Annotated in this window: 14 protein-coding genes, 2 pseudogenes and 1 riboswitch; of the genes and pseudogenes, 7 read left to right on the top strand and 9 right to left on the bottom strand. The window is 60.8% G+C overall.

All coding sequences use genetic code 11. The features are described from left to right. Positions 1-115: 115 nt before the first annotated feature. Complete coding sequence (locus tag AC1DLT_RS01670) at positions 116-241, bottom strand: hypothetical protein (RefSeq protein WP_477485672.1); 126 nt, start codon at positions 239-241, stop codon at positions 116-118. A gap of 12 nt (positions 242-253) precedes the next feature. On the opposite strand from AC1DLT_RS01670, the gene AC1DLT_RS01675 reads away from it, so the two are divergent. Beyond that, on the top strand, positions 254-478 hold the full coding sequence (locus AC1DLT_RS01675) for a DUF6894 family protein (RefSeq protein ID WP_477485988.1): 225 nt from the start codon (positions 254-256) through the stop codon (positions 476-478). Positions 479-553: 75 nt separating this feature from the next. Here AC1DLT_RS01675 and AC1DLT_RS01680 read toward each other — a convergent pair whose 3' ends face one another. Beyond that, positions 554-2,113 (bottom strand): winged helix-turn-helix domain-containing tetratricopeptide repeat protein, encoded by a 1,560-nt coding sequence (locus AC1DLT_RS01680; protein WP_477485673.1) that lies wholly within the window; start codon positions 2,111-2,113, stop codon positions 554-556. 110 nt (positions 2,114-2,223) lie between these two features. On the opposite strand from AC1DLT_RS01680, the gene AC1DLT_RS01685 reads away from it, so the two are divergent. After that, complete coding sequence (locus tag AC1DLT_RS01685; protein WP_477485674.1) at positions 2,224-2,685, top strand: cupin domain-containing protein; 462 nt, start codon at positions 2,224-2,226, stop codon at positions 2,683-2,685. A gap of 500 nt (positions 2,686-3,185) precedes the next feature. On the opposite strand, the gene AC1DLT_RS01690 is transcribed toward AC1DLT_RS01685, so the two are convergent. From AC1DLT_RS01690 to AC1DLT_RS01700, 3 genes and pseudogenes are all read right to left on the bottom strand, one after another. Further along, the gene (locus tag AC1DLT_RS01690; RefSeq protein WP_477485675.1) at positions 3,186-3,524 is read right to left on the bottom strand and encodes a glycoside hydrolase family 15 protein; all 339 of its coding nucleotides are present in this window, start codon (positions 3,522-3,524) and stop codon (positions 3,186-3,188) included. A 23-nt stretch (positions 3,525-3,547) separates the two neighbouring features. After that, complete coding sequence (locus AC1DLT_RS01695; RefSeq protein ID WP_477485676.1) at positions 3,548-3,865, bottom strand: trehalase-like domain-containing protein; 318 nt, start codon at positions 3,863-3,865, stop codon at positions 3,548-3,550. 8 nt (positions 3,866-3,873) lie between these two features. After that, a pseudogene (locus AC1DLT_RS01700) lies at positions 3,874-4,814 on the bottom strand (SDR family oxidoreductase). Here AC1DLT_RS01700 and AC1DLT_RS01705 point away from each other — a divergent pair. From AC1DLT_RS01705 to AC1DLT_RS01720, 4 genes and pseudogenes are all read left to right on the top strand, one after another. Beyond that, positions 4,786-5,267 (top strand): annotated as a pseudogene (locus tag AC1DLT_RS01705) (CobW C-terminal domain-containing protein); the annotation flags it as partial. The pseudogenes AC1DLT_RS01700 and AC1DLT_RS01705 sit on opposite strands and share 29 nt — an antisense overlap. 42 nt (positions 5,268-5,309) lie before the next feature. After that, a riboswitch (cobalamin riboswitch) is annotated at positions 5,310-5,504 on the top strand. Between the two features lie 108 nt (positions 5,505-5,612). Further along, a complete protein-coding gene (locus tag AC1DLT_RS01710) occupies positions 5,613-7,907 on the top strand; it encodes an ABC transporter substrate-binding protein (protein ID WP_477485677.1) in 2,295 nt (764 codons plus the stop codon). 6 nt (positions 7,908-7,913) lie between these two features. Continuing rightward, on the top strand, positions 7,914-8,828 hold the full coding sequence (locus AC1DLT_RS01715; protein WP_477485678.1) for an ABC transporter permease: 915 nt from the start codon (positions 7,914-7,916) through the stop codon (positions 8,826-8,828). Next, complete coding sequence (locus AC1DLT_RS01720; RefSeq protein WP_477485679.1) at positions 8,779-9,606, top strand: ABC transporter permease; 828 nt, start codon at positions 8,779-8,781, stop codon at positions 9,604-9,606. The genes AC1DLT_RS01715 and AC1DLT_RS01720 overlap by 50 nt, the downstream gene beginning before the upstream one ends. Positions 9,607-9,685: 79 nt before the next feature. On the opposite strand, the gene AC1DLT_RS01725 is transcribed toward AC1DLT_RS01720, so the two are convergent. Continuing rightward, complete coding sequence (locus tag AC1DLT_RS01725; RefSeq protein ID WP_477485680.1) at positions 9,686-10,288, bottom strand: HupE/UreJ family protein; 603 nt, start codon at positions 10,286-10,288, stop codon at positions 9,686-9,688. Between the two features lie 135 nt (positions 10,289-10,423). Continuing rightward, positions 10,424-10,828: a nickel-responsive transcriptional regulator NikR gene (nikR, locus tag AC1DLT_RS01730; RefSeq protein WP_477485681.1), complete on the bottom strand. Its 405-nt coding sequence runs from the start codon at positions 10,826-10,828 to the stop codon at positions 10,424-10,426. A gap of 98 nt (positions 10,829-10,926) precedes the next feature. On the opposite strand from nikR, the gene AC1DLT_RS01735 reads away from it, so the two are divergent. Beyond that, the gene (locus tag AC1DLT_RS01735; RefSeq protein WP_477485682.1) at positions 10,927-11,562 is read left to right on the top strand and encodes a hypothetical protein; all 636 of its coding nucleotides are present in this window, start codon (positions 10,927-10,929) and stop codon (positions 11,560-11,562) included. Here AC1DLT_RS01735 and AC1DLT_RS01740 read toward each other — a convergent pair. Beyond that, positions 11,559-13,178, bottom strand: coding sequence for a copper resistance CopC/CopD family protein (locus AC1DLT_RS01740; RefSeq protein WP_477485683.1), 1,620 nt, complete (start codon positions 13,176-13,178; stop codon positions 11,559-11,561). The two genes, AC1DLT_RS01735 and AC1DLT_RS01740, sit on opposite strands and share 4 nt — an antisense overlap. A 67-nt stretch (positions 13,179-13,245) precedes the next feature. After that, positions 13,246-13,764, bottom strand: coding sequence for a YcnI family copper-binding membrane protein (locus AC1DLT_RS01745; RefSeq protein ID WP_477485684.1), 519 nt, complete (start codon positions 13,762-13,764; stop codon positions 13,246-13,248). Positions 13,765-13,873: the final 109 nt, after the last annotated feature.

Here is a 13,873-nt window from a genome sequence, read left to right on the forward strand (position 1 = left end):
CTGGTCCCATGCGCCCTCCGGAGCACCTAGAGCGGGGGGCTGCTCGTGGCGCCACGACCGCAGCAACGCCTTCACATGGGCAGCCACCCTCGGACTAGCGCCCTTCTTTAGAACGTTATTGAAGCGGATAAAGATTGATCATCTGCTGACGGTCCCAGGCGCGGGTGGCTGAGAGATCACGTTTCGCTCTTGCCTGCACAGGAGCGACAGCCAGACGGCCCGGTACTTCTTCAACCTTCATGATGGCATCTCGATTCCCGACACCGTCGGGTCCGAGCATCCTGACCTTCAGAGCGTCCGCGGCGAAGCCGTCGCTGAGTGCCTCAAGGGGCTCATGCTGACCGAGACCGATGTTTCAGCATGGATCATGAAGGTGACGGACGAGGACGGTTTCACTGTTATCGTTCTCTCCTTTTCGGCCGCCGTTCAGGTCGTCGACCACGCAAGCCTCGCCGCAGCCAGGGCCGCCGCATCATAAGATTGTCAGAACCGGACAGAAGACCTTCAAGTACCTCCCAAATTTGTTTGGTCGCCGCCGCCCACCGGCCGGCGCCTATTCCGGCAACCCGGCGTCCCGCAAGGCGCCCCCAAGAGCCGATGCCAGTGCTGGCGCGCAGTTCACGCCGGCAAACTGACGGCTGTAGCGAAATGACGGCTGAAGCTGGAGCACGCGGGCGGCGGCCGCTCTCGCCTCATCCATGCGGCCAAGTTTTGCCAGCGCGGCGGCCAGTTGCGCGTGAGTGATGCTATGTGCAGGATTGGCCTGGACCGACTTGTAAGCGGCACGACAGCCGTCCTCGTAGCGGCCGCGCAATAGATAGCTCATCGCCTGGGCGTCAAACGCAGCCCAAGCCCAAGAATCAAAAGGGCTTAGCCTTAACCCTCGCTCGCTCCACTCTATCGCGCGCTCGGCCTCACCGCTCCAGCCAAGGATGACGCTGCCGAGGATGTAGCTCAGCGCTGATGATGGACTGATCGCCAGTGCTGCTTCCAAGGATGCAAAAGCCGCGGGTCGATCATGAGCATCCATGCCGATCGAAAATCCTGCCCAGGTCAGAGCGAGTGCATCGTCTTGCCCATAGGTAATAGCCAATCGGGCATGGTGGATGGAAGCGGTGCGGTCGACCTCCTGAAGGCCGGCGCGGAGAAACAAACAATGATAACACATCGCGGCATTTCCGTGCGCCAGCGCATAGGTGGGATCGAGTGCGATGGCGCGCTTAAGAAGACCAAGAGCTCTCGTCACTTGCGCCGGCATGCCTGAATCGACGTCAGGCTGGGCCTGGAGCACAAGATCATAGGCATCAAGGCTTTCGGGACGTTTCCGCCTGACGCGTTCAATCTCTGCTTTTCGCACGCTGGGTGCGATCGCACCCACTGTTGACAGCGCGATCTCGTCCTGAAGCGCAAAAATATCTTCGTAGCTACGGTCATAGCGCTCGGCCCACACATGTCCGCCGTTCGATGCATCGATCATTTGCACGATCACCCGCACACTGCCGCCTACCCGTCGCACGCTACCTTCTAGGACATAGCGCACGCCAAGTTCCCGGCCGACCTGCTTCACGTCCACCGCATATCCCTTGTAAATGAAGGTCGAGTTGCGCGCGATTACAAACAGCCACTTAATGCGTGCGAGGCCGGCGATAATGTCATCGACCATTCCGTCAGCAAAATACTCTTGCTCTGGATCGTCGCTCAGGTTTGAGAAAGGTAGAACAGCGACCGAAGGTTTTTCCGGGAGCGATAGAATCGATGCGGCGCGGCCGATACCCGGCGCATTGTGAACACTTCTGAGAACCCGAGGTCCGACATACCGATAGCCACGCCGTGGGATCGTCTCGATCCACCGCTCGGCGTTTGCTTCCGCAAGCACCCGTCGCAAGGCCGCAATTTGAACACTCAGGTTATTATCGGCGACCGCCAATCCGCCCCAACCCGCCGCGATCAGCGCGTCTTTTGACACGGGTGCTCTTGCGTTCTCGATCAGCCGGCGCAGCAGTGCGACGGCGCGACTCCCAAGCATTGTCGGCTCGTCTCCTCGATAAAGAATGCCGGCCGCTGGGTCGAGGCGGAACGGGCCAAACTGGTAGATGTCGCTCCCACTTATCATTCAATATTTTTAGCAGATTTTTAGGGGAAGGGTTCACGACTTTCTCAAATGAACCGGCGATCCTGAAGAGGATGTCTCTGGAAGCAGGCATCTAATCGATGGAGGTACAAATGAGCAACAACGCCGTCATCCGGATGCCCGGTGAGAAAAACGGAGTGCTATTGCGTGGTCACCCCATGCTGTTTCTCGTCACCGGCGAGGATACCAAGCACACGAGCATGTTTGAGTGGACGATTCCTCCAGGGTTCGCTACCGGCCTGCACGTTCACCGGGTTCAGGAGGAGACCTTCTACTTGCTTGAGGGCGAGTGTCAGTGGCATATCGGCGACAGAGTGGTTCGCGCGACACCCGGAACTTACATTTTTATTCCGCCACGCGTGCCACACAACATCACCAATGTCAGCCTGAAACCCGCTCGCGTGCTGATGACAGTCTCACCGCCCGGCCATGAGCATTATTTCCAAGAGCTTGCTCAACTTGCCGCAGATGGTGCCCCGGATCCAGAAGCGCTCGCCAGCCTGCGAAACCGTTTCGACACCGATCAGCTTTCAACCCTTACCACAGCCACGTAGGCTCGATCAGGCGGCGCCCCAGTGGCCATCGTTGAGAGCGGCCCTGGGTGCACTGGAAAAGCCACTGGCGACACCGCCGTAGCATTGCCGGCGCATAGTCAGGTGCGCACGCCGCCCCACTTGTGTCGTCACTCCGCTCGTGCCCCAACACCGTCCTCGCCGCGGGATGCGGTGGATGGGGACGCGCGGGTCCTTATCCATATTGTCGATCCTGAAAGAAAATACCACGTGCAAACCCGGCACTGCAGAACATCTTTGACCTTACCGAAGCCGAGACCGGGTCGCGGCGGCTCATGGGCACTGGAGTGAACCTTCCTGAAAACGGGAGGGCTCTCGGAATTTCTCCTAAATCGGTGAAGACGCTCGTCTGCGGTGCCTCGCTTATGCTTAGGCAGCTCGTCCCAGTCGGCAAGAGAGAGCCGACACGGCGCCCTCGTGATAAGGATCTCTTGACGAAGGCTGCCCCGGCGGGCCGAGCCAAATCGAGTTGCCAGAGCGACTCAGGAAGAGACCTTGTGTGGCTTGCTGGGCGCGGTCTTCTGGGCGCGTTGCTGCGCCGGGCCTCCAACACTGACAAGATCGTGCGCCGTGTTGATGAGACCGATGTGCGAGAGGGCCTGAGGGAAATTGCCGAGCAGCCGGCCAGCGACCGTGTCATATTCCTCCGCCAGCAAGCCCAGGTCGTTTCGAAGGTCGAGCATGTTGCGGCCCAGAAGCGGTAAATCGGTATGCAGTTCAACGGCGTGAGGGCCGGCGACAGCGCTGAGCCCGTAATCCTTACGGCGTACCCAGGGGATCGCCTGACCATTTTCGAACCTCAGGACCAGCTCCATTTCCATTTCGACGGTTCCGGAGACACCGGTCACAATGCGATCACGTCAAGCGAGCGATCCCGCTCCCCGACCGGCATGAAATCCGTAAGTGTAATAGTACCAGTAGGCGTCTCGAACCGCGTTTCAAGGATTGCAGTGTCAGGAAGGTAGCGCCGGCTCACTTTCGCTCCCTTCCCTACCGGCGTAATTTGCCAGCGGCCGTTTTCGGGGGTTCCGAGAAGCGCTGCAAAGCAAGCAGGTGAGTCAAACCTGGGCAAGCATAGCCAATCGATTGACCCATCCTTGCCCACAAGTGCTGCAGACAGCATGTTGCCGATCAGCCCATAATCCTCGATGCGCCTGACCATGGCCGCGATCACCCGCCATGCGCAAAGGAGGGGTAGTCAGTCATGCCGCCATCGACGAAGACGGTCGTCCCGGCGACGTAGCTGGCGGCGTCTGACGCGAGCAGAATGGCCATAACCGCGACGTTCTCTGGCTCACCTATTCGCTGCAGCGGGATCTTCGTCAGCAAATCTCGATATCCATCGGCATCCTCCCAGACTGGCCTGTTGATCGGCGTGCGAATTGCCCCAGGCGCTAAGCAAAGCACACGCACACCATGCGGCGCCGCTTCCTGCGCCAGGGATTTTGACATCATTGATATTCCCGCCTTGCTGGCCGTGTAAGCACTGTAGCCGGTCCAGCCGATGACCTCATGGACACTGGTCGTATTGAGCACGACGCCCGACCTCTGCGCGACCATGCGCTTGAGCGCTTATGCGCGCAAAAATAGGTCCCCTTCAGGTTGACATCGATGATTTTGCACCACGCCTCGACATCACTTTGCCACCCAAGCGAAAAGCGACCGTCAATGCCGGCGTTGTTCACAATCACATCAATCCCGCCCCACGCATCGTCCATGACGCGGAACATTGCATCGACTGCACTGGCGTCGCTTATGTCGGCCATCAGCCCGAGAGCTTGACCTCCGGCGGCGGTGAACTCATCAACGAGCATCTCGGTTTGTTCGGGGTTGACCAGATAGTTGACTGCAACTCGGGCGCCTTCCGCGGCGAAGGCCTTCGAGATTGCGGCTCCCAGACCGGAATTGCCTCCCGTCACGAGAACGCGTTTGTTTGTGAGGCCGAGGTTCACTGTGATTTCCACTGGAAATGAATGACCGCGCCAGCTGGCGCTGCGATCGGGTAACGTCGAAGCTGGACGCTTGTTCCTGGCATGCCTGCACGCGTTCCGGATTAACAGAAATCCCATCGCTCGACTGGGCAAGGAGTTGCATGGTTTCAAGGACCACATTCCGGAGACGGACGAGTACGGAATTCGCTCCTTTGTTTACCGTGCAAAGAAGCCCTTCGATCCCGCGCTACTTCAGGCGTTCATCGATAAGCCGTGGCCTGGCGTGGTCCGTGCGAAAGGTTTCTTTTGGCTTGCAACGCGACCTCACTATGTCGGCGAAATCAGTCAGGCAGGAGCCTTGTCCGCACCAGCAAGATGGGCCTTTGGTGGACATCCGTTCCCAAGGGTCAATGGCCACAGGAACCGGGCTTCCTCAAAATGATGGCCCCCTATCTGGATCCGGTCTGGGGCGATCGCCGCCAGGAAATTGTCTTTATCGGCGCCGACCCTGTGGATGAGGCGAAAATTCGAGCGGAATTGGACTTTTGCTTGATCGACAGCGAGGTCTTCACACCTCAACTCTGGCACAACCTGCTGGACCCATTCCCAAGTTGGGATCGCCAGGCAACATAAGCGAAAGCTTGAGACCAGTCGATTGACAGTCGACCATGACAGTGTAGGGTCATCGCGTCGTGGTTCTTCCGCCGAAGGGCGGAAGCTAAGAGGGAATCCGGTGTGATACCGGAGCTGTCCCGCAACTGTGAGCGGTGAGCCGTTCGTCCATCAAGTCACTGGCAGAAATGCCGGGAAGACGGGCGATAAAGGCTTTGACCCGCGAGCCAGGAGACCTGCCTGACAGAGAGAAATTCCGTGGTCGGGGTGTGCCACAGGAATGAAGGTGCATTGGGCCTCCGGTAATTTCCGGATCCTGGCGTGCCGTCATTTTTGCTGCCTCCTCGCGTTTTTGAGATCGAGGCAGTGGACCAGAACAACATTCCATCCGGCGCGCCGAGGCGGGCGATCCTGCTGATCGTGAAATCCGCCTTTGCTGCGTCTCCCCATCTGGAAATGCGGCGGCTGGCCGGTCTCGTGGCGCAATCCCGGCCCGGTACCGTGGTTCGCTTTGCCTTCACCGAGCAGGGCACGCCATCCCTGCGCGAGGCGCTTTCCGCCCTGCTCGACGTGGATGTCGACAGCCTCACCATCGTCCCTCTCGTCCTGCCGATGGAGCCGAGTTTCCATATCTGGCTGACCAAGTCGCTGAAACGCTGGAGGGCGTCGGACGAACAGCCCTGGCCGGCGCTTTCGATTTCCAGAGACGTCTCTTCCAGCGCTTTGATGACACCGCTCATCGGCGAATTGCTGGAAACCTCCGAAGGCCTTGATGTTCCCACCGCAAAACCTGTCGCCCAGGAAGGCTCGCTCGTACCCGCCCAGAAGCGGCGCGCCCTCGTTTGCGCCGGCGGAGCCTGCAATTCGGCCGGCACCGAGGTGATCTGGAATCATCTGCGTAACCAGCAGGAACGCCGGAAGCTGCGCGTCACCGGCGACGGCACGATGACGGCGAAATCCACCTGTCTCGGACCCTGCAATCTGGCGCCCGTGCTGCAAGTGTTTCCCGAGGGCACTTATTACGGCGGCGTCACCAAGACGCGGTCGACCGGATCATCACCGAACATCTGCTCCGCGACGCGATCGTCGAGGATTTCGCCTATCACCCGACCGGCCGCAAGCAGCGGCTGCGCACATCGTCCGAACAGAACTGAGGAGAGAGAATTGTCATCCAGACTCATGTCGCGCCTGGCCGCGGCCTGGCTTGCTACGGCGGCCGTCAGCACGGCCGCAACCGCGTTTGCGGCCGAACCGCTTCGCGTCGGCGCCACCTACATCACCAGCGGCACGGATCCGGCCAAGGGCTCGAACGGCTGGGCGCTGGTCAGCCATGGAGTGGGCGAGAACCTTTTCACCGTCGACAGGGACGGCAAGCTCGTACAGGAACTCGCCGACAAGGCGAAGCGTACCGACGACCTGACCTGGACGATCACGCTGAAGCCCGGCGGGATGTTCTCCGACGGCACGCCGGTGACTGCCAAGGCGCTCGCCGCCGGCTTCGACAACACGTTCGCCAACAACAAGGCGGCGCTTGCCACCGGCGGCAAGCTGACCTTCGAGCCCGCCGACGATCTCACTCTAAAGGTGAGGACGGAGAAGCCCGTTCCCTATATCCAGGCGCTTTTCGCCGAATGGCCGCTGATCGCCTATAAGCCGGCCGGCGACAGCAATGCCGTTTTTACCGGTCCCTACCGGATCGCAGCCTTCAAGACGGATGCGTCGATCACGCTTGAGCCGAACACGCATTTCGTCGGAGCCGACAAGCGCTCGCCGGTGAGTTTCCGCAAGTTCGGCGATGCGCAGTCGATGACGCTGGCGCTCGAAGCCGGCGAACTGGACCTCGCTTTCGGCCTGCCATCGGAGGTTGTTGCCCGCCTCAAGACCAATCCGGACCTGACGATCAAGTCTTTCCCGGTCGGATACCAGTATCTCGCCTTCTTCAACACGACCCGCCCGTTGCTCGGCGACGTCAAGGTCCGCCAGGCGCTGGATCTTGCCTTCGACCGCAAGGAACTGGCCGCGGCGATCAACGGTGGAGATCCTGCAACAGGCGCCTATGCCGCCTATTTCCCGTTCGCCGGCAAGGACCTGCGCCCGACCGATCTCGCCAGGGCCGGCGCGCTTCTCGATGAAGCCGGCTGGAAGAAGGGTGACAGCGGCGCCCGCGAAAAGGATGGCAAGCCGCTTCGCCTGCTCGCCATCACCTATCCGCAACGCCCCGATCTCGTGACCATGCTGCCAGTCGTCAAGGTCGAACTTGCGAAGATAGGCGTGGCGATCGACACGCAGGTAGTCGAGAATATTTCGCAGGTGGCCGCGGCCGGCGATTTTGACATCGCGCTCTGGGCCCAGCATACCGCGCCAAGCGGCGATGCCGCCTTCTTCCTGAACTCGATGCTGAGAAGCGGCGCTTCGCTCAACTATGCGAAATACGCTTCACCGGACTTCGACGCTATCCTCAACCGCTTCGCCACGGAAGGCGATCCGGTCAAGCGCGTGACGATCGCACTTGACGCGCAGGCAAAGCTGTTTTCCGAGGCGCCGGCCTCCTTCCTGGTCTCGCCGGTCTGGTATGTCGGCATGTCGAAGCGGCTGAAGAACTACGAGCCCTGGGGATCCGACTATCACGTGCTGCGCGCCGATATCGGCGAGGCGAAGTAAGGCGGCATGAGCCCGGTTCGGTTCGGCGTTCAATCCCTGACGGGCCTGCTGGGGGCTTCACTCGCCTCCTTCACCGCGATCACCCTGATGCCGGCCGATCCGGTCGCGATCGCCATCCGCATCTGGAACCTGCCGGCGACGGACGAAACCGTCGCGGCTCTCAGGACACAGTGGGGTCTCGATCAGCCCCTGCTGCTCCGCTACGTCCACTGGCTCCTGAATTTTCTGACGGGAGACTGGGGGCGATCCTTCCGCACGGGAGAACCGGTGCTTGGCGAATTCCTCGAGCGCCTGCCCGTTTCGCTGTCCCTGGGTCTTGCCGGCCTGGGGCTCGCCATTGTGCTCGCAATTCCGCTCGGGTTTTTTGCGGCGGCTCGGCCGAAAGGAGTGGTCGATCGCTTCAGTCGAATACTCTCGGTCTTCGTTCAGGCCGTGCCAGGCTTCTGGCTCGGGCTCGTGCTGCTCTGGGTGCTGGGCGTGCAGTTGCGATGGATGAGGCCCTTCGCCAACGACTGGACGGCCGTCGTCCTGCCGATCCTGCTGATCGCCCTGCATTCCGTTGCAGCCCTCGCCCGCGTCTATCGCCGCGACTTGACGGAAACCGCCGCGCAGCCGCATTTTCGAACGGCGCTTGCCAAGGGGTTGTCGGAACGGCAGGCGCTGTGGCGGCACGGCCATCGCAGCGCCCTTTACGGGCTGCTGGCGGCCGTGCGATCCGAAGCCGGCTGGGTGATCGGCTCGACGGCGACGATGGAAATTCTGTTCGGCCTGCCCGGCATCAGCCAGTTCCTGGTGCAGAGCATCGCCGCCCGTGACCAGATGGTGCTGCAGGCCTATGTCATGGTCGTCGCCCTCTGGATGCTCGTGATGAATGGCGGTGCATATCTCGCCATGCGCTTCCTCGATCCGCGTCTCGCCTGATGGCCCGATCCTGATGGTACGATATTGCCTGCTCGCGGCACTCGCCGCCTTTCTGATCCTCGGCGGTGTCTGGCAGCCGCATGATCCGGATGCCGTGGATATCCTTGCCCGCCATTCCGGCATGACGGCAAGCCATGTGTTTGGAACCGACCATCTCGGCCGCGATCTCCTGTCCCGCATCATGGCCGGCGGCTGGCGGACGGCCTGCGTCATCCTTTCCGTCGGTTTCATCGGCTTCACCGCCGGCACGCTCCTGGGCACCGCTGCCGCTGTTCTCGGGACCTGGCGCGAAACGCTCATCCTGCGCAGCTGTGAATTCTTCATCGTGGTGCCGACGCTCGTGGTAGCTTTGACGGCGGCGGCGATCTTTGGGCTCTCGCCACTCAGCGCCGGCCTGGCGCTCGGCCTCGCCGGCATCGGGCCGCATGCGCTGCTTGCCCATTCGCTGAGCAAGCGGGTGCTCGGCCAACCTTTCATTCTCGCGGCGCAAAGTCTCGGCGTCTCGTCATTCGGGATGATTTTCCGCCACCTTCTTCCGAATACGCTGCCGTTGATGCTCGCTTATGTGGGAAACCAGGCGGGTCTGGCCGTCGTGGCGTATGCCTCGCTGGCCTTCATCGGACTCGGCGCCGATCCCTCGAAACCGGATTGGGGATCGATGCTTTTCGAATACCGCATCTTTATCTTCGACCATCCGATGCTGATGATCTGGCCGGGCGCGGCAATTGCAATCACGGTCTCCGCGCTCAATTGGGCCTTCGATAATCAGGAGGCGTAGTCCCAATTTTCATAGTCGCGATCGAAGCCGAACGACATACCGACTTCGACCGAGCATGTTCAGGTCATGTGACGGGGTATCAAATCACGCCGGTCAGCAGACCGACACCCGCCAATGCAGCAATGCCGCCGACCGACTGCACCACAACGCGACCGCTGCGCTCGCCGGCCTTGCCGATCGCGAAGCCGAGGGCGATACCCAACGCATGAAGAAGAGCCGTCGCAATCATGAAGCCGGCCGCATAAGCGACACCGCCTGCATCCTCGGGCATCTCGGCTCCATGGGCATGACCATGGAAGATGGCGAAGAGACCGACAATTCCCATTGCGACCGCGATCGGTGCCTTGACGTTGAGTGCGACGATCGCGCCGAGCACAATGACCGAAAGCGCGATCCCGACTTCGACGAAGGGAACCGGCACGCCGAGGACGCCGAGCGCACCGCCGAACGCCATGACCAGCACGAACGTCGTCGGCACAAGCCACATGGCCCTGCCACCAAGCTGATAGGCAAAGACGCCGACCATCACCATAGCGAGGATATGGTCCAGTCCTGAGATCGGGTGGCCGAATCCATGCATGAAGCCGCTTGTGTCACCGACGCCGGTATGTGCGAAAGCGATAGAGGGCATTCCCGCGACAACGGCGAGCGAGAGAGCAAGTTTTGAAGCTTTGGAAAACATGTCGATCCCCTTTTTCTGTGACACGGTGCATGGCATGAGCCATGGTATGAGCCATGGTATGAGCCATGGTATGAGCCATGGTATGAGGAAAGATCGAAAAGCGACTACTGCGTCAATCGACGTAGCTTCGTCGCCTCAATCTTGCGGGATGAGATGGATGTTGGCGTAGCGAACACCGCGCTGGGTAGATACGCTATCGGCATAGGCGCGGAGGTCGCCGGCATTGCCCTTCAGAACGGCAACTTCGAGACAATCGGTCTCGTTTGCATGTATATGAAGGGTTGAAACCGAAAGGTCATGATGATCGTGTTGATGGCTCGTCAGTCTTTTCGCCAGGTCGCGCAAGTCGTGTTCGAACACGTATGAGAGAACCGCATAGGCCGGACGATCTGATTGGTGTTCTCCTTCATGCGATTTCGGAAGGCCGTCCCTGAGGCAATCCCGAACAGCCTCGGAACGGCTTGAATAGCCTTTTTCGTCGACCATTCGGTCGGTCGCATCAAGCAGATCGTCATCTAGGGTTATCGTGAGTCTCTGCATGCTATCTCCTCCGCGGCTGTGTGCCTGCGCGACCCATCATTAACACTGGACCATGTTTCGGTGTCTGAGTATTTAGCTAGCGAGGAATGGGGCTCCAGATGAGATCGCTCGGTATATGCGCATTGCTGATAATGGTGTTGCTCGGCACGGCCTGGGGTGCGGGTGCCCATAGCCTTCGAACCCCGAGAGATATCTCCGGCCTCGCGATCGCGCCGCTTTCGCATGGCCAGATGGCGGTCATTGCCGATCGCCGCGGAGATATCGAGGCGCTCGCATCCTGGGTCGCCGTCAAGGACGGCGACGTCCGCAAGCTGCTGGCCTTTAGTCGCGAGCAATATGGGCTTTGCCTCTGGGGGTTGATCCCACGCAGCATCGAGGACGAGGCGAGCCCGCTCAACGAATGCAGTCATGCCTACCTCGCCGCCGACCAGGCGATGCTCGTGCGCATGCGGACACTGCCCTTTTGGCAGCAGAAGGCCGGCGATCTGTTCGATAGCGTCGAAAAGGACATGATCGAACGCGGATCGTCGCTTGTCCTTTGCGCCTTCAGCGCGACCACGTTCAATACCGCCTCCCCCGTCGATCCCGACTGGCATGATTTCGCGACGCATATTCCAAGCCTGCTGACGGTCGTTCTTGCAGCAACCATGCTGCTTGCAGGGCTGTTTTTTGTCGTACTTGTGGTCCGGCGGCGAGCGCGGCCGACTCCCATAGTAGGTGCGGGACACGCTTAGGGTTTGATGTCGATCTCGCCGTCCAGCCTGGTGATATTGAAATCGTCGATGAGGATGTCCACTCGCACATTCCATGTCCCGGCAAGCGGCAGGGTCAGCCCCTCCGCCGTCCATGTGCTGTTCTCCCCTTTCGTCGCCTTGCGCTCGATCGGCTCGATCCCCGACTTCGGATTGGAAAAGGCCAGCGAGACTTCCTGCGCTTCCATCGGCGAGAAGTCTCCCGTCATCACCATCGTCGACACGGAAACAACGCCTGCCTTGCCGGGAGTGATCGTCACTTCGGCCATCGCCTTGTCCGTGTGGATATGCGTCGATGCCGGCTGCGCGGCGGCGATCTGCAAGGCCCTTGGCGGCGGCGTGAAGCGCCAGGTCGCGGCAACCCCGAAGATCAGCAGGACGATGACGGTCTCCGCGACGATCGACCGAACCAACACGCGCGTCATCACGAAGTCGCCAGCTTCCGCAGGAGCCGTCAGCTTCCAGCGGTTGAAGGCCGCAGCCAGGAAGAGAACGCACAACAGGCCGAGCTTGATCAGCAGGACATTGCCATAGGCCGTGTTGAGAAGCGCTGCTGGTTCCCTGACCTGGATCACGGCAAGGATGATGCCAGCGGCGGCAAGAACGATCACCGCATAGGGTATCGATCGGGAAAAACGTTGAAGCGCAGGGCGCGCCGCTGCGTCGGTGGCCCGGAAATTGGCGGCCAATGGTATCAACGCGCCCATCCAGATGGCGATCGTCAAGGCGTGCAGAAATACCGCCGGACGGGTCAGCCATTGGGGTTCCGCAGCACTCGCATGGCCACTGAGACAGAGCGCGAACGCGCCGGTCAAAAGTCCGCCAAGCGATATCCAGCGGCCGCTTTTGCCTGGCCCGCTTGCTAGCGCCAAGGCCGATAGGGCAAGCGCCGCGATCATGAAGACCACGGTCCGTCCGAAGCTGGTGGCAAAACCGGCGGCCCAGGGTGCGGGATCGAACAATCTCGCGGCAGAAACACCGACGGTGTCGAGGCCCTGGAAACCGGCCGAGATGATCGTGCCTGCGAGCCCCAGCGCCAGTGCCACGCCAATGGCCCGCAATCCCTGCCGCGAGCCACCGGCGAACCAATGCATGCCGAAGACGCCGCCGATGCCGAAGCTCAGGCCGAGATAGAGTCCCACCTTGCCGGTCAAGAGGCCGGCTCGGACTGTCCAGTCGACGGCTTCGATTTGGGTCGTCGGGGTCGCGCTCGGCTGCCCGATGGAAAACACGATCGAGCCGCCGACCGGATGGCCGTCTTCAGAGACCACCCGCCATGACAGCACATAGGTCCCGGACCCAAGACCATCCGGCGGGGTTATTTCGAGGGTGCGATCACGTAGCACGAACTTGTCGAGGGAGGCCGAACTGCCATCCGGCTTGGTGAGATGCAGTGTGGTGACGGCAACCGGTTCGCTGAAGGACAGGCTCATGATCGCCGGCGGCGTCGCAACCACGGTGCCATCCTGCGGCTCGGTTGCCGTCAGCGACGCATGCGCAAAGGCGGCCGACGTCATCGGCAGCCACAACAGGATCGCGAGCACGATCCAACGAAGCTTGCTCCCCAGCGCAGACGTCTTTCCCGGAAACTGCCCCATCGCCGTCATTCTCCATATGTGTGCATGGCCGGCATGGTCTCCCATGCCGGCTTGTCGCTTGATGCGCTTATTTGCCGAGGAGCTTGACAGCCGGAGCCGGCGTCTTCAGGTCGGAAGACTTCTGGCTGCCCGTCGGGATTTCGATCCAGCGATCCTTCATCCCTTCGGCACATTCTTGCACCACCGGGAAATACAGCATCTCGCCCGGCTTCAGATCAGCGGAGATCGTACCGCGCAGGACAAATTCGTCATATTCGTCATCGCCGAGATTGCCGCCGCTCCAGACGATTTCCTTGACGCCTTCCGTCATCGTCGTACCCTCGTTGGTGTAGGGCTTGGCATAGGTCCCCTTGATCTTTTCGAGCTTCCAGCCAGCCTTCGGCTGCGGTTTCACGCCATAAAAGCCTTCCGGCATCTGGATCCGGATCGAGACAGTCGGCTTGCCTTCGCAGCCATGCGGTACGCGGAAAATCGCCTTGTAGGTCGAACCCACCGGCGCTTCCCGGCCTTCGAGGGTTATATGCGCGAACGCGGCGGTGCTGCCGATCACAAGAACGGCGGCGGTGGTCATGAGCGTCTTCAACATGTGTCTCTCCATTGAAATGCCGACTACCCATCGGCTGGGTTTGATGTCCCGGCGGCCACGATGGCACCGGTGGTTGTGATGATGCGGATGAAGAAGCGATCGCACTGAA

This window comes from Neorhizobium sp. 05N33 (genome assembly GCF_056397445.1).